This is a genomic window from Phenylobacterium sp. 58.2.17, assembly GCF_026411515.1.
Classification (GTDB): domain Bacteria; phylum Pseudomonadota; class Alphaproteobacteria; order Caulobacterales; family Caulobacteraceae; genus Phenylobacterium.
Genome location: NZ_JAPMTQ010000011.1, coordinates 38,306 through 61,605, shown reverse-complemented (window position 1 = coordinate 61,605; position 23,300 = coordinate 38,306). Strand labels below are relative to the sequence as shown.

Genomic DNA, 23,300 nt, shown 5'->3' with positions numbered 1-23,300 from the left:
CTCATGGCGGCGGACTTGGCCGGCAGGTTACGCCCCGGCGCGGGCTTGGGAATCGAAAAAGCGGCATGGCGGAGAGATAACGACGGTTGCCGACGCGGAGAGCCGGCGGCATAGTCCGGCGCGTCGACATCGGCCGACCCAGGGAGAGTGAAATGAGAACGTTCGTGTCCAACCAGAAAGGAAAATCCTCGCAACAGGACATGATCGTTCATGCAATCACGTACTCCGGGGGCGCTGGCGCAAGCAGACGCGCCGCATAACCCCCACGCACTTCGGCCGTCGCGGACGGTCGGCCTCGACGCCCAGGCTCGCGCCCGGGCGCTGAAATTCGTTTCCTACTATCGGCCGCACATTCCGCTGCTCCTGGCGGACCTGGCCTGCGCGGTGCTCGTCTCGGCGACGGCGCTGTTCCTGCCGCTGTGCGCCAACTATGTCGCCCGCCAGCTCGGCGCGGCGGGCGCGACGCCGCAGATCCTGAATCAGGTCTACGCGGTCGGCGGGGTCATGCTCGGCCTGCTGGCCGTGCAGGTGCTGGCGACCCTGTTCGTCGACTACCAGGGCCATGTGATGGGCGCGAAGATGGAGAGCGCGCTTCGCAAGGAGCTGTTCGAGCACTGCCAGACCCTGCCGTTCCGGTTCTACGACCGGACGCGGACCGGGCAGCTGATGAGCCGGATCACCAACGACCTGTTCATGCTGGGCGAGCTCTACCACCACGGCCCTGAGGACTTGGCGATCGCGGTGCTGAAGTTCGCCGGGGCGATCGCCATCCTCGCCTATCTCGACGTGCCGCTGACCCTGATGATCGTGGCCATCATTCCGCTGGCGGTGATCTACGCCCTGCACTTCAGCGGCCGGATGAACATCGCCCTGACGCAGTCCAAGCGGCAGGTCGGGGCGATCAACGAACGGGTCGAGGATTCGCTGGCCGGCATCCGGGTGGTGAAGTCGTTCGCGAACGAGGACGTCGAGAACCGCCGCTTCGAGACGGAGAACCTCAAGTTCCTCGACACCCGGCGGGCCGGCTACAGGAGCGAGGCGTTCTTCTCGGTCGGGACCACCACCTTCGCCCAGCTGATCACCGTGGTGGTCATCGTCGCCGGGGCGATCCGCGTGCAGCAGGCGCAGCTGAGCGTCGCCGACATGTTGACTTTCCTGCTGTGCGTGGCGGTGCTGATCGACCCCGTGCAGCGGCTGGCGAACTTCGTGCGGCTCTGGCAGCAGGGCTACACGGGGTTCACGCGGATGATGGAGATCCTGGAGACCGCGCCGGAGGTCGCCGACCGGCCCGGCGCGATCGTGCTGGACCGGCCGCGCGGGACGCTGGCGTTCCGAGACGTCAGCTTCCGCTACGACGAGGACGGTCCGCACGTGCTGCGCAACGTCTCGCTGGACATCCGACCCGGCGAGTTCGTGGCGCTGGTCGGAAGCTCCGGGGTCGGCAAGACGACGCTGTGCTCGCTGATCCCGCGGTTCTACGAGCCTAGCAGCGGGGCGGTGATGATCGACGGGACCGACGTGCGGGACCTGACGCTGAGCTCGCTCCGGCGCAACGTCGCGGTGGTGCAGCAGGACGTCTACCTGTTCGCCGGCAGCGTGGCCGAGAATCTGCGCTACGGACGGCCGGACGCCAGCGAGGCGGAGATCGTTGAAGCGGCCCGACGGGCCAACGCCCATGACTTCATCATGGCGCTGCCGAACGGCTACGACACCGACATCGGTCAGCGCGGGGTGAAGCTGTCGGGCGGGCAGAAGCAGCGGCTGACCATCGCCCGCGCCTTCCTCAAGGACGCCCCGATCCTGATCTTCGACGAGGCGACCAGCGCGCTCGACAACGAGAGCGAAAAGGCCGTGCAGGGCGCGCTGGGAGAGCTGGCCCGCAACCGCACGACCCTGGTCATCGCCCACCGGCTGTCGACGGTGCGGAACGCCGACCGCATCCTGGTGCTGACCGACCAGGGCGTCGCCGAGCAGGGCAGCCACGAGCAGCTGATCGCCGCCGGCGGGGCCTATGAGCGGCTCTACCGGATGCAGGCGAGCATCTAGGGGCGATGGACGATGCTCCCCCGCTGGGGGAGCTGTCAGCCGCATGGCTGACTGAGGGGGACTTTGACTCTCTTGAGAGCAGTCCCCCTCCGTCTCGGCGCTATGCGCCGATCCACCTCCCCCAGCGGGGGAGGATCTGATGGGTTCAGGCCAGCTTGGCGTCGGCGGCGGCGAGCGCGGCCTGGACGTCGGCCTTGAAACCTTGGGCGGCGAGGGCTTCGGCCAGGGCGTTGAGGCAGAGGCGGACGTGCCAGGGGGTGGCCGAGGCGCCCATCAGGCCGATGCGCCAGACCTTGCCCTTCAGCGGGCCGAGGCCGGCGCCGAGCTCCAGGTCCCACTTGTCGAGCACATAGGTGCGGACGGCGGCCTCGTCGACGCCGTCGGGAACGATCACCGCGTTGAGCTGCGGCAGGCGGTCCTTGGCGTCGACCAGGAACTTCAGGCCCAGCGCCTCGATGCCGGCGGCCAGCGCCTCATGTGTGCGGGCGTGGCGGACCAGGACGGCCTGCTGGCCTTCCTCGAACAGGGCGACCAGGCTTTCGTGCAGGCCGTAGAGCGCGTTGATCGGCGCTGTGTGGTGATAGGTGCGCCCGCCGTCGCCGCCCCAGTAGCTCATCAGCAGGTTGAAGTCGCAGAGCCAGTTGCGGACCTTGGTCTTGCGGCCGGTGATCGCCGCCTGCGCGCGCTTCGACAGCGCGATCGGCGACAGGCCCGGAGGGGCCGAGAGGCACTTCTGGGTGCCGGAATAGACCGCGTCGGCGTCCCAGGCGGCGACGTCGACGGTGATCCCGCCGAGCGAGGTCACGCAGTCGACGATCGAGAGCGCGCCGTGCTGGCGGGCCAAGCCGCAGAGGGTGGCGGCGTCCGAGCGCGCGCCGGTCGAGGTCTCAGCGTGGACGAAGGCCAGGACCTTGGTCGGGGCGGCTTTGAGCGCTTCCTCGACCACGGCCGGATCAACCGGCTTGCCCCATTCGAACTCGAGCTTCACGACCTCGGCGCCGGCCCGGTCGGCCATGTCGGCCATACGGCCGCCGAAGGCGCCGTTGATGGCGATGACGGCGCGGTCGCCCGGCTCCAGCAGGTTCATGATCGCCGCTTCCATGCCGGCGGTGCCGGGCGCGGGCAGCGGGACGCAGGCGTGGTCGGGGGCGTTGAACAGCCGGGCCAACGCGCCCTTGATCTCTTCCATCAGGTCCTGGAACTGCGGGTCCAGGTGGCCGATGGTCGGGCGGGCGAGCGCGGCCAGCACGCGGGGGCTGACGTCGGAGGGGCCGGGCCCCATCAGGATGCGCCGCGGCGGCTGGAAGCTCTGCATGACTGGTCCCCGTCTTTGTTGGTTGCGGGGACGCTTAGGGGATCGGGGCGGCGATGTCAGCCCAGGGATGACGCCCTGCGTTGGTTCAGCCCAGGATGCGGGCGGCGATGCGATCGCGCAGGGCGGTGTCGACGCCGAGGACTTCGGCCAGGTAGTTGTCGATCGAGCCGTGGCTCTCGGTCATCGCCGCGAAGGCCTCGGCCAGGAACGCCTCGTTGACGCTGACCGCCTGGCGCAGACCGGCGTCGTCGACGGTGACGCCGGTCAGGTCGTGGATCCAGGGGCCGAGGAACTCGATGCGCTTTTCGACGTCGGCCGCGGCGTTGGTCGCCAGGTAGTCGGCCATCGTGTCGTCGCGGTGCACCCCGGCGATGTGGTGAGTCAGGGCGCAGATCATGCCGGTGCGGTCCTTGCCCGCCGCGCAGTGCACGACCACCGCGCCTTCGGTGGCGGCCAGCGTCGCGAAGTAGCGGCTGAACAGGTCGATCATCCGCTCGGCGTGCGGCGCGGCGCGATAGAAGCCGAGGCTGTCGTTGAAGAACCAGTCGGCGTTGACGGCGGGCGCGGCCTTCAGCGCGTCGGCCCAGTCGTGCTCGGGACCGTCGATGTCGTTCTCGATCACCGCGCCGGCGAAGCCTTCCCAGCGACGGGACGGCTCGCGCTCGCGCTCGCGGCGGCGGCGCAGGTCGACGATCACCCCGACCCCGAGGTCGCGCAGCGCGGCGAGGTCGCCGTCGGTGGCGTAGGCGTGGTTGGCCGAGCGGAACAGCCGGCCGGCCTTCAGGCCTCGGCCGCAGGCGGTGCTGTAGCCGCCGAAGTCGCGGAAGTTGTCGATGGCTTCGAATTTGATCGTCGTCATGGCGGCGGATTTAGCGCGTCCCGGGCGTGATTTCGAGGGGGCGCGGCGCCTCAAGCCCAGCCGAGCAGGGTCAGCAGGCCAAGCGCCAGCGCCCCCAGCAGCAGCAGCGACAGGCTGGCCGCCGCCACGACCCGAGGCCCGGCCGCCAGCAGCGCCCGCACGTCGGTCCCGAGCCCCAGCGCGGCCATGGCGGCGATGGTCAGCCACGTGGAAACCTGGCCGGCGGCCTGGAGCGCCGGGGGCGGCAGGACGCCGGCCGCGCGCAGGGCGGCCAAGACCAGAAAGGCGACGACGAACCAGGGAACCAGCCGGCGCCAATCGGCGCGCTCCCCGCCGCGCGACAGCAGGCCGAGCGCCAGGCAGACCGGGCCAAGCGCGACGACCCGGGTCAGTTTGACCAGCGCCCCGACCTGCACCGCCGCGGCTCCGGCCGGGGCGGCGGCGGCCAGCACCTGGGGCACGGCGTAGACGGTGAGGCCGGCGAAGGCCCCGGCGGCCAGCGGCGCGAGACCCAGCCACGCGGCCAGAGCCGGGACGGCCAGCACCACCCCGACCCCGAGCACGGCGGTGAAGGCGATGGCCGAGGCGACGTCGTCCGGCTCGGCCCCGATCACCGGAGCGACGGCGGCGATCGCCGAGTTGCCGCAGATCGAGTTGCCGGCCGCGATCAGCACCGCCATGCGGCGCGGCAGGCCGAAGGCCCGTGCGATGGCGTAGCCGCCGGCCACCGACAGCGCGACGACCAGGGCGATCCCGGCCAGCATCGCCGGACCGACCGCCGCCAGGGCCGCGGCGCTGACGCCGGCGCCGAGCAGGGCGACGGCCAGCTCAAGCAGGGTGCGGGCGCTGAACTCGATCCCGCCGCTCCAGAGCGGGCCCGGCGTCCAGAGCGTGCGGACCGCGGCGCCGAGCAGGATGGCGAGAACCAAGGCCTCCAGCCAGGCGCGGCCGGTCAGCCGCGCCTCAAGGCCCTGCAGGCCGATGGCGGCGAGCCCGAGCAGCGCGCAGAGCAGCACCCCGGGCAGGCGATGGCGAATGGCGAGGGCGAGCGACATGCGCTCTTGTCCACCTTGGCGTTCGATCATTCCAACGCATTGTTCTTGCCATACCGATCGTCAATTCCGATCATATCGCCATGACCCTGGAGCAACTGCGCATCTTCGTGGCGGTGGCCGAGCGCCAGCACATGACCCGCGCGGCGCAGGCGCTGAACATCACTCAGTCGGCGGCCAGCGCAGCGGTCGCGGCGCTGGAGGCGCGGCACGACGCGCAGCTGTTCGACCGCGTCGGCCGCGGCCTGACGCTGAGCGAGGCCGGCCGCGCCTTCCTGCCCGAAGCCCGGGCGGTGCTGGCCCGCGCCGCCGACGCCGAGCGGCTGCTGGACGACCTGGCCGGCCTGAAGCGCGGACGCATCGACATCTTCGCGAGCCAGACGATCGGGGCCTATTGGCTGCCGCCGCGCCTAGCGGCGTTCGGGCGGGCCCATCCGGGGATCGAGCTGCACCTGGCGATCGGCAACACCGCCCAGGTGACCGAGGCGGTGCTGAGCGGGGCGGTCGAGCTGGGCTTCGTCGAGGGCGCGGTCGAGGCGCCGCGGCTGGAGCGGCGGCAGGTCGGCGCCGACCGGCTGGCGATGGTGGCCACGCCCGACCATCCGCTGGCGCAGGGCCGGGGTTTCGAGGTCGCCGCGCTGCTCGACCACCGCTGGGCGCGGCGCGAGGCCGGGTCGGGCACCCGCTCGGAATTCGAGCAGGCGCTGCGCGCCCTGGGGGTCGATCCCGACGCCCTGCCCTGCGCGCTGGTGCTGGCCTCGAACGAGGCGATCCTATCGGCGGTGACGCAGGGCGGGCTGCTGGCGGCTGTGTCGGAACTGGCCGCGCGGCCGCTGATCGCCAGCGGCGCGCTGGTCGCGGTCGGACCGGAACTGCCGCCGCGCCCGTTCGACCTGGTCCGTCACCCGGACCGCCGGCCGAGCCGCGCGGCTGCGGCGCTGCTGGATAGCCTGTCGGGCGCGCTCTAGTCCGACTTCGCCGCCAGGCGCGGCGCCCCAAAGTGGGGCCCAAACCCGCCGCACGACGGACAAGGGCCTATCGTCCGTGGGATCCTCGTGAAACGCTGATCTCGCTGACAGATGCACGTCGCGGTCGGGAGATCCTCCCGCCCCTCAGGCGGACGCTTCGGCCGCGATGACATAGTCGTGGCCGTGAGCGAGCCCGCCGTGCCGCAGGCATAGGTCGAGACTGCGCCCCCGCATCGTTTCGACCCACAGCCCCATGGCTGCGGCGAGGGAGGAGTCGGGCAGCTTGGCGAGGCGGCGCGCCGCCATGTCGAGCTGCCCGTTCACCCAGGCCGCGCGATAACGGTTGCCGAAGCGGCGTGCGGACAGCACCCGGTAGCCAGAGGCCCGCAGGCTGCTCACCACCCACTCGGCCGGGAATTCGCGATAGGGCGTCTCGCCGGCCAGCAGCAGCACCGCGTCGCGCAGCCGTCCGATGTCGCGCACCGCCCGCGCCGCCTCGGTGGGCGCCTCGCCGGTCACGTAGGGATCGAGCCCGACCACATAGAGCCGCTGCTTCACCAGCGGCCGCAGCCGCGCGAACAAGTGCGGCTGGAAATAGGGCGAGAAGCCCTCGACCGCGCCGACCAGATAGTCGGTGAGCACGGTGTCGAACCCCTCCCCGGCCAGCAGGTCGCCGTCGGTCCAGTTGCCGACGATCAGCCGATCCTGCGCGCGCAGCCGCGCGCCGACCCGCTCGCGAACCTGGTCGCCGTGCGCCGCCGAGCCGGTCACCGCGCACCAGCGGTCGGTGGGCAGCGCGGTCGACCACAGCGCCGAGTTCACGCCGGTCCCGGCGTCAAGAAAACTGCCCCAAGGGACGTCGCCCTGGAGGTGCTCGATATGGCGGAAAAGCGCCGAGGTCTTGAGGGGGCCTTGAGGAGCGGGAGGCATCTTGATGAATGTTACGTTATAACATAATGAGCGAGACTTCAGTCATGTGCCGGGGTCCCGTAAAATGCAACTTCGAACTGTCCTGCTCGCCGCCGCCAGCCTGTCGGCGACCGCCACCGCGGCCTGGGCCGACCAATCCGGGCCAGGCATGGAAATCGGCGAGATCGTCGTCACCGGCGACCCGCTGGGCCGCTCCGACCGGGAGGTGATCTCGAGCGTGGCCGTGGTGCGCGGCCAGGACCTCGACCATCGCCGGCAGTCGACGCTGGGCGAGACCCTGACCGGCCTGCCGGGCGTGAACTCCGACACCTTCGGCGGCGGGGCGAGCCGGCCGGTGATCCGCGGCCAGACCGCGCCACGGGTGAAGGTGCTGACCGACGGCGCGGCGATCATGGACGCCTCGGAAGTGTCCCCGGACCACGCGGTGTCGGGCGAGCCGCTGCTGCTGGAGGGCATCGAGATCCTGCGCGGGCCGAGCGCCCTGCTCTATGGCGGTGGGGCGATCGGCGGAGCGGTCAACCTGATCGACAAGAAGATCCCGACCGCCATTCCGGACGACGGCTTCGAGGGCGTCGCCGAGGTGCGGCTCGGCTCGGCCGACAACGAGCGGGCCGGGGTGGTCGGGGTGACCGGCGGGACCGGCAATTTCGCGATCCGGCTGGAGGCGGCCGGCCGCCGGGCCGACGACTACGAGGTCCCGGACTGGCCCGAGGACACGCTGGACGGCTCGTTCAACCGCAGCCGGACCGCGAGCCTGGGCCTCTCGTGGGTCGGAAGCCGGGGCTATCTGGGCGCGGCCTATACCGACCAGCGCAGCACCTACGGCCTGCCCGGTCACAGCCACGAATACGAGGACTGCCACCCGCACGGGTCGAGCCTGCACTGCGGCGGCCACGACCATGGCGACCATGATCACGACCATGACCACGAGCACGACCACGGCGCGCCGATCGTCGAGCTGAAGAGCAAGCGGGTCGACCTGCGCGGCGAGCTGCGCGATCCGCTGGCCGGGATCGAGCGCATCCGCCTGCGCGGCGGCTACACCGACTACGCCCACGACGAGATCGACGACGGGGTGGTGGCGACCACCTTCACCAACAAGGGCTATGACGCGCGGATCGAAGCGCAGCATGCGCCGATCGGCGCCCTGCGCGGGGTGGTCGGGGTGCAGACCGCGCGCAGCGACTTCGCGGCGGTCGGCGCGGAGTCGTTCATTCCCAAGAGCCGGACGACCAACTCGGCGATCTTCGTGCTCGAGGAGCTGGAGCTCGGTGATTGGCGGTTCGAGGGGGCCCTGCGCCAGGAGTGGCAGGACGCCCGCGCCCAAGGCCGCATCGACACCGACCACAGCCCGTTCTCGGCCTCGGCGGCGGCGACCTGGCGGTTCGCGCCGGACTATGCGGTCAGCCTGTCGGTCGCCCGCTCGCAGCGCGCGCCGAGCGCCCAGGAGCTGTATGCCCGCGGCGTCCACCTGGCGACCAACACCTACGAGATCGGGACCCCGACCCTGGACGTTGAGACCGCCAACTCGGTCGAGCTGAGCCTGAAGAAGACCGGCGGGGCGACGACCTTCTCGGCCAGCGCCTATCGCTACGCTTATGACGGCTACATCTTCGCCCGCACCCTGGACCAGTTCGAGGACTTCCGCCTGATCCGCTACAGCCAGGCCGACGCCACCTTCACCGGGGTCGAGGGCGAGGTGCGCCACGCCTTCGCGCCGGGCCTGTCGGCGAGCGTGTTCGGCGACTATGTGCGCGCCGAATTCGACGAGGGCGGCGACCTGCCGCGCATCCCGGCGGGGCGGCTGGGGGTGCGGGGCGACGTCGCCCGCGGCGACTGGTCGGGGAACCTCGAATATGTCCGGGTCTTCGAGCAGGACGCCGTCGCCGACTTCGAGACGAAGACGCCGGGCTACGACATGGTCAACGGCACGCTGGCCTACGACTTCACGGCCGGCGGCTTCGCCAGCCAAGTGTTCGTGCGCGGGACCAACCTGCTGGACGAGCAGGCGCTGAACCACGCCTCGTTCATCGCCGACGCCGCCCCGCTGCGCGGCCGCAACTTCGCGGTCGGGCTGCGGACGCGGTTCTAGGTCCTTTCCTCTCCTGAAGCGGGGGACCGTCCGCCGGGCGGTCCCCCGCCCTCATCAGGATGGGGGCGGAAAAGAACCTACCGGAACGGCGGCTCGTCGAAGCTGCGGAGCTTGCGCGAGTGGACCCGGGGGCCTTCCTCGCGCAGCAGGTCCATGGTGGCGATGCCGATCTGCAGGTGCTGGCCGATGGCGCGTTCGTAGAAGGCGTTGGCCTGGCCCGGGAGCTTGATCTCGCCGTGCAGCGGCTTGTCCGACACGCAGAGCAGCGTCCCGTACGGCACCCGGAAGCGGTAGCCCTGGGCGGCGATGGTGGCGCTCTCCATGTCGATGGCCACGGCGCGCGATTGATTGAACCGCAGCGACGAGGACGAGAAGCGGAGCTCCCAGTTGCGATCGTCGGTGGTGACCACCGTGCCGGTGCGCAGCCGGCGCTTGAGCATCTCGCCGCTTTCGCCGGTGACGGTCTCGGCGGCGCGGTTCATCGCCACCTGGATCTCGGCGATCGGCGGGATCGGGATTTCCGGCGGCAGCACGTCGTCCAGCACGTGGTCGTCGCGCAGATAGGCGTGGGCCAGGACGTAGTCGCCGATGGTCTGCGAGCCGCGCAGGCCGCCGCAGTGGCCGATCATCAGCCAGGCCTGCGGCCGCAGCACCGCCAGGTGGTCGGTGATGGTCTTGGCGTTGGACGGACCGACGCCGATGTTGACCAGGGTCAGGCCGCGCTTGCCCTTGGCCATCAGGTGGTAGGCCGGCATCTGGTGACGCCGCCAGGCGCCGTCGGCGACCACCTGCTCGGGGTTCTCGGTCTCCGCCGTCACCAGCACGCGGCCGGCGGCCGAGAGGGCGTCGTACTTGCCCTCGGCGATCTGCTGGCAGCCCCAGCGCACGAACTCGTCCACGTAGCGGTGGTAGTTGGTGAACAGGATGTAGGGCTGCACGTGCTCGGCCGGGGTGCCGGTGTAGTGCGCCAGCCGAGCCAGCGAGAAGTCGGTGCGCAGGCCGTCGAACAGGGCCAGCGGCCGGGTCGGCTCGAGGCTGGCGTCCCAGAAGCCGTCGGCGATCTCGTCGCCGATGTGGGCGAGCTCGGTGGTCGGGAAGTGGCGGGCGATCTCGGCCGAGCCGACATCGGCCATAGCCAGGTCGACGGCGCCGTCCAGCACGTAGGGGAACGGCATTTCCTGGCGCGAACGCCCGACGTCGATGGTGACCTCGAAGTCGGCCATCAGCAGGCTGATCTGCTCGGTCAAATAGTCGCGGTAGAGGTCCGGCCGGGTCACGGTGACCGAGTAGGCGCCGGGCTGCGACAGTCGGGCGTAGGCGCGCGACAGGCGCGGATAGCTGTGGCCCGGAGGCCAGGTCAGCCGCAGTTCCGGATAGGCGAAGATTCCTTCGGCGCGGGCCGCGGGACTGGGCGGCGGGCCGCCGGCCAGGAAGGTTTTCAGGGCGCTCCGCAGAGCTTCGACGGTCGTCTGATATTCGGTATTAAGCCGCTCGACGATGGCGGCTGCTTTCTCTTCGTTGAACATGGGTCAGTTTAGCCTGCTCTTGTGCAGGTTGCGAGACGTCTCTTTCACGCTTTTGCAAACCTATGGACGAAAGCCCCCATTGTCGGCCACAAGGCCTGCTCTAGTGACGTCGGGGGACCCGCCATGAACAGACTTTTCACCGCCTTCATTGTTGGGGCGATGGTGCTAGGGGTCCTCGTAGGCTGGGGCGTGAACCAGGGGCTGAGCCCCGAACAGGCCAAGTCCGTCGCCGACAACCTGACCATCATCACCGACGTCTTCCTGCGGTTGATCAAGATGATCATCGCCCCGCTGGTGTTCTCGACCCTGGTGGCCGGGATCGCCCACATGGAGGACGCCGCCTCCATCGGCCGGGTCGGCGTCAAGACCATGGCCTGGTTCATCACCGCCTCGATCGTCTCGCTGACCATCGGCCTGATCATGGTGCATCTGATCCAGCCCGGCGTCGGCATGGGCCTGGTCGACAGCGCAGGCCACGCGGCCGGCGCGGTCGACGCCAGCAAGCTGACCCTGAAGGAGTTCGTCACCCACCTGGTGCCGAAGTCGATCGTCGAGGCGATGGCCAACAACGAGATCCTGCAGATCGTGGTGTTCTCGGTGTTCGTCGGCACCGCCGTCGCGGCGCTGGACGACAAGGCCCCGGCCGTCACCGCCCTGGTCGACCAGATCGCCAACATCATGCTGAAGGTCACCGGCTACGTCATGAAGACCGCGCCGCTGGCGATCTTCGCGGCCCTGGCGGCCACCATCTCGACCCAGGGCCTGGGCGTGCTGGTCGACTACGCTAAGTTCGTGCTCGGCTTCTACGCCTCGCTCGGCGTGCTGTGGGCCCTGCTGAGCCTGGCGGTCGTCCTGATCGTCGGCAAGCGCGCCCTGCAGCTGCTCGGCCAGATTCGCCAGCCGGCGCTGCTGGCCTTCGCCACCGCCTCGTCGGAAGCGGCCTATCCGCGGACCCTGGAAGAACTGCAGAAGTTCGGTCTGTCGCGCCGGATCTCCAGCTTCGTGCTGCCGCTGGGCTACTCGTTCAACCTCGACGGCTCGATGATGTACTGCACCTTCGCGGTGATGTTCATCGCCCAGGCCTATGGCATCGAGCTGACCATCGGCCAGCAGATCACCATGCTGCTGCTGCTGATGGTGACCTCCAAGGGCATGGCCGGGGTGCCGCGCGCCTCGCTCGTGGTGATCGCCGCCACCCTGACCTACTTCGACCTGCCGGAGGCCGGCCTGCTGCTGATCCTCGGCGTCGACCACCTGCTCGACATGGGCCGCAGCGCCACCAACGTGGTCGGCAACTCGGTGGCCGCCGCGGTGGTCGCCAAGTGGGAGAACCAGATCGAGGAACCCGGCGAGGGCGAAACCGCCCGCGCCTGACCACCCTGACGGGCGCCTTTGCGGCGCCTGTTAACGGACGATTCCGGGATTGCCGCCTATTACGCGTAACCTTGATTTTTCAGGGCGCGCGGAAGGGGGCGACATGAAGGGCATCGTCTGGACGGAGATCCTGGGATCCATGGCGGATTCCAAGGGCCCCCGCGGACGGCGTCCAGGGGCCTGATCCGCCATGTCCCTTCCCATTCCCGCACCTGTGGCGCGCGACGCCGAAGCCCTGCTCATCGAGGCCCGGCAAGAGCTGCGGCAGGTCTCCGCCAGCCTGGCCGCGCGCATCGAGGAGCTGGAGACCGAGCGCGCGCTCACCATGCACCTGGCGCGGACCGACAGCCTGACCGGGCTGTTGAACCGCGGCGCCTTCACCGCCGCCCTGGTCGGGCGTCTGGAGGAGGCCCAGCGCAGCGGCGAGCCGGTGGCGCTGCTGGTCATCGACCTCGACCGCTTCAAGAACCTCAACGACAGCCTGGGCCATGACGCCGGCGACCAGCTGCTGGTCGAGATCGGCCGCCGGCTGAAAGCCTCCGCGCGCGAAGGCGACGTGGTCTCGCGCCTGGGCGGCGACGAGTTCGCGGTGATCGCCGCGGGCGCCGACGCCGCCGCCCGCGCCGCCGAGCTGACTTCGGCCCTGACCCAGACCCACACGATCTACGGCCGGGCGATCGCGCCGGGCGCCTCGGTCGGGCTCGCCGTCTATCCGACCAACGCAGCCGACGCGGCCGACCTGCAGCGGTTCGCCGACATTGCACTCTATCGCGCCAAGACCGCCGGCGGCAGCCGCTGGTCGGCCTTCGACGATGACCTGCGCAAGGCCACCGAAGCGCGCCACAGCCTGGAGACCGAGCTGCGCCGGGCGATCCCGGCCGGCCACATCGTTCCCTGGTTCCAGCCTGTGGTGAACGCCGCCGACGGGCGGATCATCGCCGCCGAGGTGCTGGCCCGCTGGAACCACGCCGAGCGCGGCATGATCCCGCCGGGCGTGTTCGTGCCGCTGGCCGAGGAGCTGGGCCTGATCGCCGAGCTGGACGGAGCGATCTTCCAGTCGGCCTGCCAGCGCGCCGCCCCCTGGGTCGCCGAGGGGATGATCGACACGATTTCGTGCAACGTCTCGCAGCGCGAGCTGATGGACCCGGCCTTTTCGCGCAAGCTGATCGCGCGGCTGGCCGACACCGACCTGCCGGCCACCGCCCTGACCGTCGAGATCACCGAGACCTTCCTGGTCCACGACCTCAGCTTGGCGCGCCGCCATATCGAGCGACTGGCCTCACGCGGCGTGCGCATTGCGCTGGACGACTTCGGCACCGGCTATTCGAACCTGCGCGCGCTGCTGCAGCTGCCGATCCATACGGTGAAGCTGGACCAGTCGCTGATCGGCGGGGTCGGCCGCGACCCGCGGGTCTCCAAGCTGGTCCGGGCCATGCTCGGCGCCGCCAAGTCGCTGGACGCCCGCATCGTCGCCGAGGGGGTGGAGGACGAGGCCCAGGCCATCTTCCTGCGCGCCGCCGGCGCCGACCGGATGCAGGGCTACCTGTTCGCCCGCCCGATGCCGGGCGACGACTGCGAGGCGCTGATGCGCGCCCAGGCGGCCGGCGCCGAGGCGCCCACCGACCGCATCATGGCCGCCGCCGCGACCCTGCGCACGGTCGCCTTCTAGGCAATCACCGGCATCGCGCCAGATAGGGCGCCGACCCGACTCGACAAACCTCCGCCCCGCCCACGTGATGCCGACGCCGCGCCCGGCGGCGCGGCGATCCAAGCGGAGCAACGAGCATGCCGACCATCACCACCACCGACGGCGCCGAGATCTTCTACAAGGACTGGGGCGCAGGACGTCCCCTCGTGTTCCATCACGGCTGGCCGCTGAGCGCCGACGACTGGGACGCGCAGATGATGTTCTTCCTGGCCAAGGGCTATCGGGTGATCGCCCACGACCGCCGCGGGCACGGCCGGTCCAGCCAGACCGCCGGCGGCCACGAGATGGACACCTACGCCGCCGACATGGCGGCGCTGGCCGCGCACCTGGACCTGAAGGACGCCGTCCACATCGGCCACTCCACCGGCGGCGGCGAGGTCGCCCGCTATGTCGCCCGCCACGGCGGCGGCGGGCGGGTCGGCAAGGCGGTGCTGATCGGGGCGGTGCCGCCGATCATGGTCAAGTCGGACAAGAACCCCGGCGGCCTGCCGATCGAAGTGTTCGACGGCTTCCGCGCCGCCCTGGTCGCCAACCGCGCGCAGTTCTTTCACGACGTGCCGGCCGGGCCGTTCTACGGCTTCAACCGGGCGGGGGCGAAGGTGTCGGAAGGCGTGATCGACAACTGGTGGCGCCAGGGGATGATGGGCGGCGCCAACGCCCACTACGAGTGCATCAAGGCCTTCTCGGAGACCGACTTCACCGAGGACCTGCGGGCGATCGAGGTCCCGGTGCTGGTCATGCACGGCGACGACGATCAGATCGTGCCGATCGCCGATTCCGCGCTGCTGGCGATCAAGCTGCTCAGGAAGGGCGAGCTGAAGGTCTATCCGGGCCTGCCGCACGGCATGTGCACGACTCATCCGGAAATCATCAACCCGGACCTGCTGGCCTTCATCGAGGCCTGAGCGAATTGGACGACGGGCGGGCGGCGAGCCTTGCGCCGCCGCCCTGCCCGCCCCCATATCCGGCCCCATGCACAATCACCTTCGCACCTTCATGCTGCTGGCGGGCATGACCGCCCTGTTCGTCGGCGTCGGCTACCTGATCGGCGGGGCGACCGGCATGGCCGTCGCGCTCGCCATCGGCGTGGCGATGAACTTCTTCAGCTACTGGAATTCCGACAAGATCGTGCTGCGCATGTACGGCGCGCGCGAGGTCGATCCGGCGACCTCCGAGCCGCTGCTGCGCAACTACGTCAACGACGTCTACGAGCTGGCCGACCGGGCCAACATGCCGCGCCCGAAGGTCTATGTGATGGAGACCGAGCAGCCGAACGCCTTCGCCACCGGCCGCGATCCCGAGCACGCCGCGGTGGCCGCCACCGTCGGCCTGCTGCGCATGCTGGACCGCCGCGAGATCCGCGGGGTGATGGCCCACGAGCTGGCGCACGTGAAGAACCGCGACACCCTGACCATGACGATCACCGCGACCCTGGCGGGGGCGATCTCGTCTCTGGCCAACTTCGCGCTGTTCTTCGGCGGCAACGACCGCGAGCGCCCGGGCGGGATCATCGGGACCATCGCGCTGATGGTGCTGGCGCCCATGGCCGCGGCCCTGGTGCAGATGGCGATCAGCCGCGGCCGCGAATACGAGGCCGACAAGCACGGCGCCGAGATCAGCGGCGACCCGCAGGCCCTGGCCAGCGCGCTGCAGAAGATCGAGGCCTACGCCCACGGCATCGTCAACGTCACCGCCGAGCGCAATCCGGCCACCGGCCAGATGTTCATCATCAACCCGCTGGCGGGCCGCGGGGCGGACAACCTGTTCTCAACCCACCCGGCCACCGGCAACCGCGTCGCGGCGCTGATGAAGATGGGCGTCGGCCGCGGCGCCCCGCCGCGCCAGCAGGACCCGATCGTCAGCGGCGGCGGCCGCTGGGGCGGCGGCGCGACCGCGGTGCCGACCACCGAGCAGAGCAAGCCGCAGGGCGGACCCTGGAACAGCTAGGGCCCAAAGCTAACGGCCCCAGCAGCCCGGTTTCGCCGCCCTGGCGGTCAATGCCCTAGCGCCCCTGGAACACCGGCTTGCGCTTTTCGAGGAAGGCGCGGCGGGCTTCCTGGCCGTCCTCGCTGCGGAAGGCCCGGCCGATGTTGGCGACCTCGTAGCGGAGCTGCTGCTCCATATCGATCGACTCGTAGGACTTCACGATGCCGCGCTTGAGCAGGCGCAGGGTGATCGGCGACCACTCGCAGAGCTGGGCGCAGTACTCGGCCAGCCGGGCGTGGAAATTCGCGTCGTCGACCGCCTCGCCGGCCATGCCCCAGTCGAGCGCCTCGGCGCCGACGATCGTGCGGTTCTCCATCATGAAGCGCATGGCGCGCTCATAGCCCATGACTTGCGGCAGGGTGATGGTCAGGCCGGCGTCCGGCGAGCCGCCGATGCGGGTATAGCCGGCCATCAGCCGCGCGCTGGAGGCGACCAGGCGCACGTCGGTGGCCATGGCCAGGCCTAGGCCCGCGCCCACCGCCACGCCGTTGATCCCGCCGACCACCGGCTTGTCGCAGCGCTTGCGCAGGGCGAGCACGAACTGGCCGACCCAGCTGATGTCGTCGAGCTGGGCGGTCATCGCCGAGTCCGGGTGGTAGGGCTCGGAGCCCGACAGGTCGAGCCCGGCGCAGAAGGCGTCGCCCGAGCCGGTCAGGGCCACGACCCAGACATTGTCGTCGCGGGCGGCGGCGTCGACCGCCTCGATCACGCCCCAGGCCAGCTGCTGGCTGAGCGCGTTCTTCTTCTCCGGACGGTTCAGGCGGATGGTGCGGACGTGACCGGCGTCGGACACCTCGACAAGCTTGGACATGGTTTCCCCGTTTCTTTGCGTTGACGGGACAATGGACGCGGTGGGAGGTGGTGGCCAGACCTAAGGGGAGGACGGCATGGCCCAGATGCACGACGCAGACACCCTGGCCTTCTATGACCGCGAGGCGGCGGCCTACGCCGCGCGCCAGCGGGGCGCGCCGGTGCGGCTGCAGGCCTTTCTCGAACAGCTGCGGCCGCGGGCGCGCATCCTGGAGCTGGGCTGCGGCGCCGGCCAGGACGCCGAGCTGATGACCACCGCCGGCTTCGAGGTCACCCCCACGGACGGCTCGGCGGGCCTGGCCGCAGAGGCGGAGGCGCGGCTGGGACGGCCGGTGCGGGTGATGCGGTTCGAGGAGCTGGACGAGACCGCCGCCTATGACGGCGTCTGGGCCAACGCCTGCCTGCTGCACGTGCCCGAGGACGGACTGGCCGCCGTGCTGGCCCGCATCCACCGGGCGCTGAAGCCGGGCGGCCGCTTCCACACCGGCTTCAAGGCCGGCGACGGCGGCGGGCGCGACAGCCTGGGCCGCTACTACAATTTTCCCGACGAGGCGCGGCTGCGGGCCGCCTACGCCGCGGCCGGCGACTGGGCGGCGCTGACCATCACCCCCGGCAAGGGCGGCGGCTTCGATGGGGTGATGCGCGACTGGCTGTTCGTGGATGCGGTGCGGGGATAGCGCCGCACCGTGTCATCCTGGTTTGCGCAGCAAGATCGGGGCTCATTCGCCGAGCCGAAGGCTTTGGCGCCCTGAGGCATCAGGTGTTCATGGGTCCCGGACAGCCGCTATGCGGCTTCCGGGATGACGCTTGAGACCTACTCCGCCGCCTCGCTGCGCTTGGCGAGCATGTTGTCGAACGACGACCAGACGCCGTCGGCGCCGTGCCACTGCCCCTTGGTCGCGGCCTTCGAGTACTCGGTCGAGCGGGCCTCGAAGAAGTTGGCGTGCTCGACGCCCGAGAGCATCGACTGCAGCCAGGGCAGCGGATTTTCCTTCACGCCGTAGACTTCCGGCAGATGCAGCTGGCGCAGGCGCCAGTCGGCGATGAAGCGGATGTAGGCCTTGATGTCCTCGGGGGTCATCCCCTGGATTTCGCCGGCCTCGAAGGCGAGGTCGATGAACTTGTCTTCCAGGCCGACCACGGTCTTGCAGCAGTCGACGATGTCGTCGCCGACGCTCTTGGTGACCGCGCCGGTCTCCTTGTTGAACGCGTGGTAGAGCTTGATGATGCCTTCGCAGTGCAGGCTCTCGTCGCGCACCGACCACGAGACGATCTGGCCCATGCCCTTCATCTTGTTGTGGCGCGGGAAGTTCATCAGCATCGCGAAGCTGGCGAACAGCTGCAGGCCCTCGGTGAAGCCGCCGAACATGGCGAGCGTCCGGGCGATGTCGGCGTTCGAATCGACGCCGAACTTCTGCATGTAGTCGTGCTTGTCGCGCATCGCCTGGTAGTCGAGGAACGCCGTGAACTCGGAATCGGGCATGCCGATCGTCTCGAGCAGCAGGGCGTAGGCGGCGATGTGGATCGTCTCCATGTTGGAGAAGGCCGACAGCATCATCTTCACCTCGGTGGGTTTGAAGACGCGGCTGTAGCGTTCCATGTAGTTGTCGTTCACCTCGACGTCCGATTGGGTGAAGAACCGGAAGATCTGGGTGAGGAGGTTGCGCTCCTTGTCGTTGAGCTTGGCCGCCCAATCCTTGAGGTCTTCGCCCAGCGGCACCTCTTCGGGCATCCAGTGGACCTGCTGCTGCTTCTTCCAGAAGTCATAGGCCCACGGATAGCGGAACGGCTTGTAGGCGAAGGACGGGGTGAGCAGGCCGGGCTGAGCGGACGTCGCGGTCACGGGTGCGGCTTTCGAATCTGACGGCTGGTGTTGGAGCATATCTAGGCGCCGTTCGGGCATCAGCGGAAGGGCATATCTTGTGGTTGGGTCATCACATTACACGCAACATGTTGTGGAACACGGGGATGAACCATGAGCGCTGAATATGTCGTCCACGGGGCCGCCGGTTCAGGTTCCGTGCCCGTCGAAGCGACGCTGACCCTGCTGGGCCTGCCCTATCGGGTGGTCGAGAACGCCCCTTGGGCCAGCCGGGCGGCGGCCGACGCGGTGGGCCAGGTCAACCGGCTGCGCCAGGTGCCGGCGGTGATCCTGCCCGGCGGCGAGCTGATGACCGAGAGCGCGGCGATCCTGATCCACCTGGCCGACCGCCATCCGCAAGGCCGCCTTGCGCCCGCCCCGGACGCGCCCGCGCGCGCGCAGTTCCTGCGCTGGATGAGCTACCTGCCGGCGCAGATCTATTCGATGTTCTGGGTGCGCGACGAGCCCAGCCGGCTGGCGGCGGACGCGGCGGCGGAAAAGGTGATCCTTGAGCGGACCGCCCAGCGCATAGCCGACTGCTGGCGGATGATGGACGAGCAGGTCGCGCCGGGCGACTACATCCTGGGCGACGCGCTCAGCGTGCTCGACCTCTACGTGGCGGTGATGTCGCGCTGGACCCCGCGGCGCAAGGTCTTCTACCAGGCCGCCCCGAAGCTGACGGCGGTGGTCCGCCGGGTCGACGCCGATCCACGGCTGGCCGAGTTCTGGGCCCGGCGGATGCCGTTCGAGGGGGCGTGGGAGGGCTGAGCGCCCTCCCCGCCCGCTCGGTCAGGCCGGCTCGACGATCAGGGCGACGATGCGCCGGACCACCGGCAGCAGCACCAGCAGGGCCGGAAAGGCGACCAACCAGGAGACCGCCCAGGCGCCCATCCAGGCGGCGGGCATAGCCGGGGTGGCGCCGACGCTCTTGAGCGTCGAGATCCCCGAGACCAGGAAGGTCATCAGAATGGAAAGCACGAAGGGCATGACGACGCCGGCGAAACGCGCGGGCAACCGGCGGGGAAGTGCAGGCATATGGAACTCCGTAAGCGCCGCGCGATGCATCCGATCCGGACTGGCCGGACCTGATCCCTCGCCCGGGCGGGCAGGGTGGATGCGTTGGCTGACGTAAACGCTTACGGAAGCACGGGACGCGCTGCGACCCCCGTCATAGCGATATTCAGATATATCTCAAGTCGGATCGGCTGCGTCACTTCTGAGGCTTGATCGAGAAGGTGAAGGCCAGGACCGAGTCCTCCTTGGTCTCCTGATTGAAGACCATGTGCTCGCCCTTCACCTCGCGGTGGATGTAGCCGAACGAGGTCTGCATCGCGCCCTTGCGGTAAGCCACGCCGACATGGGCGTCGCCGACCAGGGCGCTGGAGGGGTCGGTGGTCCAGCCCTGGCCGTCCCAGCCGTTGGCGTTGCGCAGCACGTTGAGCCCGACCGCGCGGCCGCTGGCGGCGGCGAACAGGTACCAGCGGCCCTGGTCGCCATAGGCCTTGCCGTCGCGGACCCCGAGGTCGTTGAGGCGGTCCTCGACTTCGCCGTCGCGCTTCTGGGCGACGGTCAGGGTGGCGCCGGCCTCGGCCTGGCCGCCGCTGTTGGAGAGGCCGACGCCGGTGTGCGGGGTGACAGCCACGTCGAGTTCGCCGGCCCCGAAGCGCACCGGCGCCCAGTCGCGGGTGACAGCGATTTCGTAGGCGTCGGCGTCGAACTGAGCGGCGCGCGTGTCGATGTTGGCCGGCAGGCCGCTGGGCGAGCGCTCGGCGCCGCCGACGCTGAGCCGCATGGTGTCGACCGAGCCACGGGCGGTCTTGCCGAGTTGGAAGTTGTTGGTGGTCCAGCGGACCTGGGCGCCGTCGGCGGCGAACTGCTCGCGCTCGATGAGGTTGGCGAAGTCGTCCTGACGTATCTTCGGCGCCTTGTCCGGCGCGAAGGCCGCGCCGCTCCGGTCCGCGTCACCGCCAGGCCTCGGGACTTGGGCCGCGCCCTCCGTCGCAGCGCCAAAACTCAAGGCGATGGCCAGCCCAGCCAACAGCCTCATCAGCAAATCTCCCGTACCGCATCGTTGAGCGTGCGGCTCAACAAGCACCCTTCCATGATGATGGAATGACGCCAACGGGAAATCCGTTCCTCTGCCCTGCGTCACATAGGGTTTACACCTGAGGTGGCGCGCCCCTGGGCGCGGAACTGCGCCAGACTGGGACAAAACAGGGAAAATGCGCGCAATTTGCGCGCGCCGACGCGAACAGGCGACGTAGCGCGGGCGCCGTCCGGACAGCCATCGAGGGGCGCGAAGGTCCCTCGACTCAGGTCTTTGAGAATCTCCGCCGCCGGAGGGCGGCGGTTAGAAGCCGGCGCCTACTGGCAGGCCAGGCATTCCTCGTAGTCGGTGCGCTCGGACGGTGCGTCGATGATCATGGCCGCACCCTCGCCGCCCGCGTGGGCCGCGCGCTGCACCGACTTGGAGCGCAGGTAGTAGAGCGACTTGCAGCCGCGCTCCCAGGCCTGCCAGTGCAGCATGTGCAGGTCCCACTTGTCGACGTCGCCCGGCAGGAAGACGTTGACCGACTGCGACTGGCAGATGTCCGGGGTGCGGTCGGCGGCCAGTTCGATGACCCAGCGCTGGTCCAGTTCGAAGGCGGTCTTGAACACGTCCTTCTCGTCCTGGGTCAGGAAGTCGAGGTGCTGGACCGAGCCTTCGTTCTCCAGGATCGAGTCCCAGACCTGCGAGGTGTTCTTGCCCTTCTCGTCGAGCAGGCGCTCCAGGTAGGGGTTCTTGACCGCGAACGAGCCCGACAGGGTCTTGTGGGTGTAGATGTTGGCCGGGATCGGCTCGATGCCCGCCGAGGTGCCGCCGCAGATGATCGAGATCGAGGCGGTCGGGGCGATGGCCAGCTTGTGGCTGAAGCGCTCCATCACGCCCTTCTCGGCCGCGTCCGGGCAGGCGCCGCGTTCGGCGGCGAGCTTGCGCGAGGCCGCGTCGCACTGGCGGCGCAGGTGCTTGAACAGGCGCATGTTCCAGCTCTTGGCCAGGGCGCTCTCGAACGGCACGTTCTGCATCTGCAGGAAGGAGTGGAAGCCCATCAGGCCGAGGCCGACCGAACGCTCGCGCCGGGCGGCGTAGACCGCGTTCTTCATTTCAGGCGGCGCGCTGCGGATGAAGTCCTCCAGCACGTTGTCGAGGAAACGCATGACGTCCTCGATGAAGGTCGGGTGGTCGCGCCACTCCATGAACTTCTCGGCGTTGACCGAGGACAGGCAGCAGACCGCGGTCCGCTCATGGCCCAGGTGGTCGGTCCCGGTGTGGAGCATGATCTCCGAGCACAGGTTCGACTGGCGCACCGACAGGCCGAGGTCGCGCTGATGCTGCGGCATCGAGCGATTCACGGTGTCGGAGAAGATCAGGTAGGGCTCGCCGGTCTGCAGGCGGATCTCGAGGATCTTCTGCCACAGCGAGCGGGCGTCGACTTCGCGCAGGACTTCCTGGTTCTTCGGCGAACGCAGGCCGAACATGGCGCCCTCGCGGACGGCCTCCATGAACTCGTCGGTGATGTTGATGCCGTGGTGCAGGTTCAGGGACTTGCGGTTGAAGTCGCCCGACGGCTTGCGGATCTCAAGGAACTCCTCGATCTCCGGGTGGTGGATGTCGAGATAGACCGCGGCCGAGCCGCGGCGCAGCGAGCCTTGCGAAATCGCCAGGGTCAGCGAGTCCATCACCCGGATGAAGGGGATGATGCCGCTGGTCTGGCCCGCGCCCTTGACCTTCTCGCCGATCGAACGGACGCCGCCCCAGTAGGTGCCGATGCCGCCGCCGTTGGAGGCGAGCGCGACGTTCTCGTTCCAGACGCTCTGGATGCCGTCGAGCGAATCGCCGACCGCGTTCAGGAAGCAGGAGATCGGCAGGCCGCGACCGGCGCCGCCATTCGAGAGCACCGGGGTGGCCGGCATGAACCAGAGGTTCGAGATGTAGTCGTAGACGCGCTGGGCGTGCTCGGCGTCGTCGGCGTAGGCCGTCGCCACGCGGGCGAACATGTCCTGGTAGCTCTCGCCGGCCAGCAGGTAGCGGTCCTCGAGGGTGGTCTTGCCGAACTCGGTCAGCAGGGCGTCGCGCGAGCGATCGACCTCCACCTTCCGGACGAGCTGGAGCGCAGGCCGTTCAGCCCGGTCCGGGGCCGTCTGGGTCGCTTCCGAAACCGTCCGCATCACCGCTTCGCCGCTGCTCATGCCCCAAAACCCATAACTATCAGATGCTTTGCCTCCGGGACACCGCCCGGCCGTCGTCACCGCTATATCTAGTGGCTGCCCCGCCCCCGATACGCTCCATATGGGGCCATGAAGGCTAATGACTCGTCAACGGTCTGGAGCGGTCATCCCCACGAGAATTTCGTTAACGCCTCATTTACCTTTAACGCCAGGGCTTGGCGGGCTTGAGTTTTCCACAGGCGCTCCGCGCCCGGACAAAGGCCGCGCTCACGCGACTGTGAATTCTGGGGGTGGTTTGATCGCGAGTCGTTCGCACTTGCCCACCCGGCGCCACCACCCTATCCACACGTCCGTCACTGGGGAGTAGCCGCCCGCAGCTCCAGCGGGGGACACGTCAACAGACTTGCCGAGGACCTTGAGGGTTCGAAGCATGGCGTGTTCGGCAAAGGCCTTGAGTCGCTTCGGCGGTCGGGCGCTTGGCGAGACCTTTGGCTTTCGTGCGTCGGTCCATGCGGGGTCGGCGGCGCGGAAGGCCATTGGTATGCCTCGACCCCGCCAGGACGC

At 69.4% G+C, this 23,300-nt stretch carries 19 protein-coding genes and 1 riboswitch; of the genes, 9 read left to right on the top strand and 10 right to left on the bottom strand.

Features of this window, described 5'->3' with window-relative positions; translation table 11 throughout:
• The first annotated feature begins 210 nt into the window (after positions 1-210).
• Positions 211-2,046 (top strand): ABC transporter ATP-binding protein, encoded by a 1,836-nt coding sequence (locus OUA97_RS09905; RefSeq protein ID WP_267231733.1) that lies wholly within the window; start codon positions 211-213, stop codon positions 2,044-2,046.
• Between the two features lie 145 nt (positions 2,047-2,191).
• On the opposite strand, the gene OUA97_RS09900 is transcribed toward OUA97_RS09905, so the two are convergent.
• The 3 genes from OUA97_RS09900 to OUA97_RS09890 form a co-directional block, all read right to left on the bottom strand.
• Positions 2,192-3,361: a pyridoxal-phosphate-dependent aminotransferase family protein gene (locus OUA97_RS09900; RefSeq protein ID WP_267231732.1), complete on the bottom strand. Its 1,170-nt coding sequence runs from the start codon at positions 3,359-3,361 to the stop codon at positions 2,192-2,194.
• An 85-nt stretch (positions 3,362-3,446) separates the two neighbouring features.
• Positions 3,447-4,220 (bottom strand): tyrosine-protein phosphatase, encoded by a 774-nt coding sequence (locus OUA97_RS09895; protein ID WP_267231731.1) that lies wholly within the window; start codon positions 4,218-4,220, stop codon positions 3,447-3,449.
• A gap of 50 nt (positions 4,221-4,270) precedes the next feature.
• Positions 4,271-5,275 (bottom strand): YeiH family protein, encoded by a 1,005-nt coding sequence (locus tag OUA97_RS09890; protein WP_267231730.1) that lies wholly within the window; start codon positions 5,273-5,275, stop codon positions 4,271-4,273.
• A gap of 80 nt (positions 5,276-5,355) precedes the next feature.
• On the opposite strand from OUA97_RS09890, the gene OUA97_RS09885 reads away from it, so the two are divergent.
• Positions 5,356-6,240: a LysR family transcriptional regulator gene (locus tag OUA97_RS09885; RefSeq protein ID WP_267231729.1), complete on the top strand. Its 885-nt coding sequence runs from the start codon at positions 5,356-5,358 to the stop codon at positions 6,238-6,240.
• Positions 6,241-6,384: 144 nt separating this feature from the next.
• On the opposite strand, the gene OUA97_RS09880 is transcribed toward OUA97_RS09885, so the two are convergent.
• Positions 6,385-7,062, bottom strand: coding sequence for a hypothetical protein (locus tag OUA97_RS09880; protein WP_267231728.1), 678 nt, complete (start codon positions 7,060-7,062; stop codon positions 6,385-6,387).
• Between the two features lie 172 nt (positions 7,063-7,234).
• On the opposite strand from OUA97_RS09880, the gene OUA97_RS09875 reads away from it, so the two are divergent.
• A complete protein-coding gene (locus tag OUA97_RS09875) occupies positions 7,235-9,262 on the top strand; it encodes a TonB-dependent receptor domain-containing protein (protein ID WP_267231727.1) in 2,028 nt (675 codons plus the stop codon).
• A 77-nt stretch (positions 9,263-9,339) separates the two neighbouring features.
• Here the strand turns inward: OUA97_RS09875 and OUA97_RS09870 are convergent, their stop codons facing one another.
• Positions 9,340-10,788: an AMP nucleosidase gene (locus tag OUA97_RS09870; protein WP_267231726.1), complete on the bottom strand. Its 1,449-nt coding sequence runs from the start codon at positions 10,786-10,788 to the stop codon at positions 9,340-9,342.
• Between the two features lie 123 nt (positions 10,789-10,911).
• Between OUA97_RS09870 and OUA97_RS09865 the strand changes: the two genes are divergently transcribed.
• From OUA97_RS09865 to htpX, 4 genes are all read left to right on the top strand, one after another.
• The gene (locus OUA97_RS09865; protein WP_267231725.1) at positions 10,912-12,162 is read left to right on the top strand and encodes a dicarboxylate/amino acid:cation symporter; all 1,251 of its coding nucleotides are present in this window, start codon (positions 10,912-10,914) and stop codon (positions 12,160-12,162) included.
• 190 nt (positions 12,163-12,352) lie between these two features.
• Entirely contained in the window at positions 12,353-13,831 is a 1,479-nt protein-coding gene (locus tag OUA97_RS09860) for a putative bifunctional diguanylate cyclase/phosphodiesterase (protein ID WP_267231724.1), read from the top strand.
• A 116-nt stretch (positions 13,832-13,947) separates the two neighbouring features.
• On the top strand, positions 13,948-14,775 hold the full coding sequence (locus tag OUA97_RS09855; protein ID WP_267231723.1) for an alpha/beta fold hydrolase: 828 nt from the start codon (positions 13,948-13,950) through the stop codon (positions 14,773-14,775).
• Between the two features lie 67 nt (positions 14,776-14,842).
• Positions 14,843-15,817: a zinc metalloprotease HtpX gene (htpX, locus tag OUA97_RS09850; RefSeq protein WP_267231722.1), complete on the top strand. Its 975-nt coding sequence runs from the start codon at positions 14,843-14,845 to the stop codon at positions 15,815-15,817.
• A gap of 55 nt (positions 15,818-15,872) precedes the next feature.
• On the opposite strand, the gene OUA97_RS09845 is transcribed toward htpX, so the two are convergent.
• Positions 15,873-16,667, bottom strand: coding sequence for an enoyl-CoA hydratase/isomerase family protein (locus OUA97_RS09845; protein ID WP_267231721.1), 795 nt, complete (start codon positions 16,665-16,667; stop codon positions 15,873-15,875).
• Between the two features lie 76 nt (positions 16,668-16,743).
• Between OUA97_RS09845 and OUA97_RS09840 the strand changes: the two genes are divergently transcribed.
• Positions 16,744-17,343, top strand: coding sequence for a class I SAM-dependent methyltransferase (locus OUA97_RS09840; protein ID WP_267231720.1), 600 nt, complete (start codon positions 16,744-16,746; stop codon positions 17,341-17,343).
• Between the two features lie 137 nt (positions 17,344-17,480).
• On the opposite strand, the gene OUA97_RS09835 is transcribed toward OUA97_RS09840, so the two are convergent.
• Complete coding sequence (locus OUA97_RS09835) at positions 17,481-18,509, bottom strand: ribonucleotide-diphosphate reductase subunit beta (RefSeq protein ID WP_416362423.1); 1,029 nt, start codon at positions 18,507-18,509, stop codon at positions 17,481-17,483.
• 132 nt (positions 18,510-18,641) lie between these two features.
• Between OUA97_RS09835 and OUA97_RS09830 the strand changes: the two genes are divergently transcribed.
• Complete coding sequence (locus OUA97_RS09830; protein ID WP_267231718.1) at positions 18,642-19,295, top strand: glutathione S-transferase family protein; 654 nt, start codon at positions 18,642-18,644, stop codon at positions 19,293-19,295.
• Between the two features lie 21 nt (positions 19,296-19,316).
• Here OUA97_RS09830 and OUA97_RS09825 read toward each other — a convergent pair whose 3' ends face one another.
• The 3 genes from OUA97_RS09825 to OUA97_RS09815 form a co-directional block, all read right to left on the bottom strand.
• The gene (locus OUA97_RS09825) at positions 19,317-19,562 is read right to left on the bottom strand and encodes a DUF2798 domain-containing protein (RefSeq protein ID WP_267231717.1); all 246 of its coding nucleotides are present in this window, start codon (positions 19,560-19,562) and stop codon (positions 19,317-19,319) included.
• Between the two features lie 175 nt (positions 19,563-19,737).
• Positions 19,738-20,574, bottom strand: coding sequence for a lipid A-modifier LpxR family protein (locus OUA97_RS09820; protein WP_267231716.1), 837 nt, complete (start codon positions 20,572-20,574; stop codon positions 19,738-19,740).
• Positions 20,575-20,891: 317 nt separating this feature from the next.
• Positions 20,892-22,757 (bottom strand): ribonucleoside-diphosphate reductase subunit alpha, encoded by a 1,866-nt coding sequence (locus OUA97_RS09815; RefSeq protein WP_267231715.1) that lies wholly within the window; start codon positions 22,755-22,757, stop codon positions 20,892-20,894.
• A gap of 325 nt (positions 22,758-23,082) precedes the next feature.
• A riboswitch (yybP-ykoY riboswitch) is annotated at positions 23,083-23,230 on the top strand.
• Positions 23,231-23,300: the final 70 nt, after the last annotated feature.

Excerpts from the sequence above, each read along its gene's own strand:
- OUA97_RS09905 (WP_267231733.1), top strand. The coding sequence starts at position 211 with ATGCAATCACGTACTCCGGGGGCGCTGGCGCAAGCAGACGCGCCGCAT.
- OUA97_RS09900 (WP_267231732.1), bottom strand. The coding sequence starts at position 3,361 with ATGCAGAGCTTCCAGCCGCCGCGGCGCATCCTGATGGGGCCCGGCCCC.
- OUA97_RS09895 (WP_267231731.1), bottom strand. The coding sequence starts at position 4,220 with ATGACGACGATCAAATTCGAAGCCATCGACAACTTCCGCGACTTCGGC.
- OUA97_RS09890 (WP_267231730.1), bottom strand. The coding sequence starts at position 5,275 with ATGTCGCTCGCCCTCGCCATTCGCCATCGCCTGCCCGGGGTGCTGCTC.
- OUA97_RS09885 (WP_267231729.1), top strand. The coding sequence starts at position 5,356 with ATGACCCTGGAGCAACTGCGCATCTTCGTGGCGGTGGCCGAGCGCCAG.
- OUA97_RS09875 (WP_267231727.1), top strand. The coding sequence starts at position 7,235 with ATGCAACTTCGAACTGTCCTGCTCGCCGCCGCCAGCCTGTCGGCGACC.
- OUA97_RS09870 (WP_267231726.1), bottom strand. The coding sequence starts at position 10,788 with ATGTTCAACGAAGAGAAAGCAGCCGCCATCGTCGAGCGGCTTAATACC.
- OUA97_RS09865 (WP_267231725.1), top strand. The coding sequence starts at position 10,912 with ATGAACAGACTTTTCACCGCCTTCATTGTTGGGGCGATGGTGCTAGGG.
- OUA97_RS09860 (WP_267231724.1), top strand. The coding sequence starts at position 12,353 with ATGTCCCTTCCCATTCCCGCACCTGTGGCGCGCGACGCCGAAGCCCTG.
- OUA97_RS09855 (WP_267231723.1), top strand. The coding sequence starts at position 13,948 with ATGCCGACCATCACCACCACCGACGGCGCCGAGATCTTCTACAAGGAC.
- htpX (WP_267231722.1), top strand. The coding sequence starts at position 14,843 with ATGCACAATCACCTTCGCACCTTCATGCTGCTGGCGGGCATGACCGCC.
- OUA97_RS09845 (WP_267231721.1), bottom strand. The coding sequence starts at position 16,667 with ATGTCCAAGCTTGTCGAGGTGTCCGACGCCGGTCACGTCCGCACCATC.
- OUA97_RS09840 (WP_267231720.1), top strand. The coding sequence starts at position 16,744 with ATGGCCCAGATGCACGACGCAGACACCCTGGCCTTCTATGACCGCGAG.
- OUA97_RS09830 (WP_267231718.1), top strand. The coding sequence starts at position 18,642 with ATGAGCGCTGAATATGTCGTCCACGGGGCCGCCGGTTCAGGTTCCGTG.
- OUA97_RS09825 (WP_267231717.1), bottom strand. The coding sequence starts at position 19,562 with ATGCCTGCACTTCCCCGCCGGTTGCCCGCGCGTTTCGCCGGCGTCGTC.
- OUA97_RS09820 (WP_267231716.1), bottom strand. The coding sequence starts at position 20,574 with ATGAGGCTGTTGGCTGGGCTGGCCATCGCCTTGAGTTTTGGCGCTGCG.
- OUA97_RS09815 (WP_267231715.1), bottom strand. The coding sequence starts at position 22,757 with ATGAGCAGCGGCGAAGCGGTGATGCGGACGGTTTCGGAAGCGACCCAG.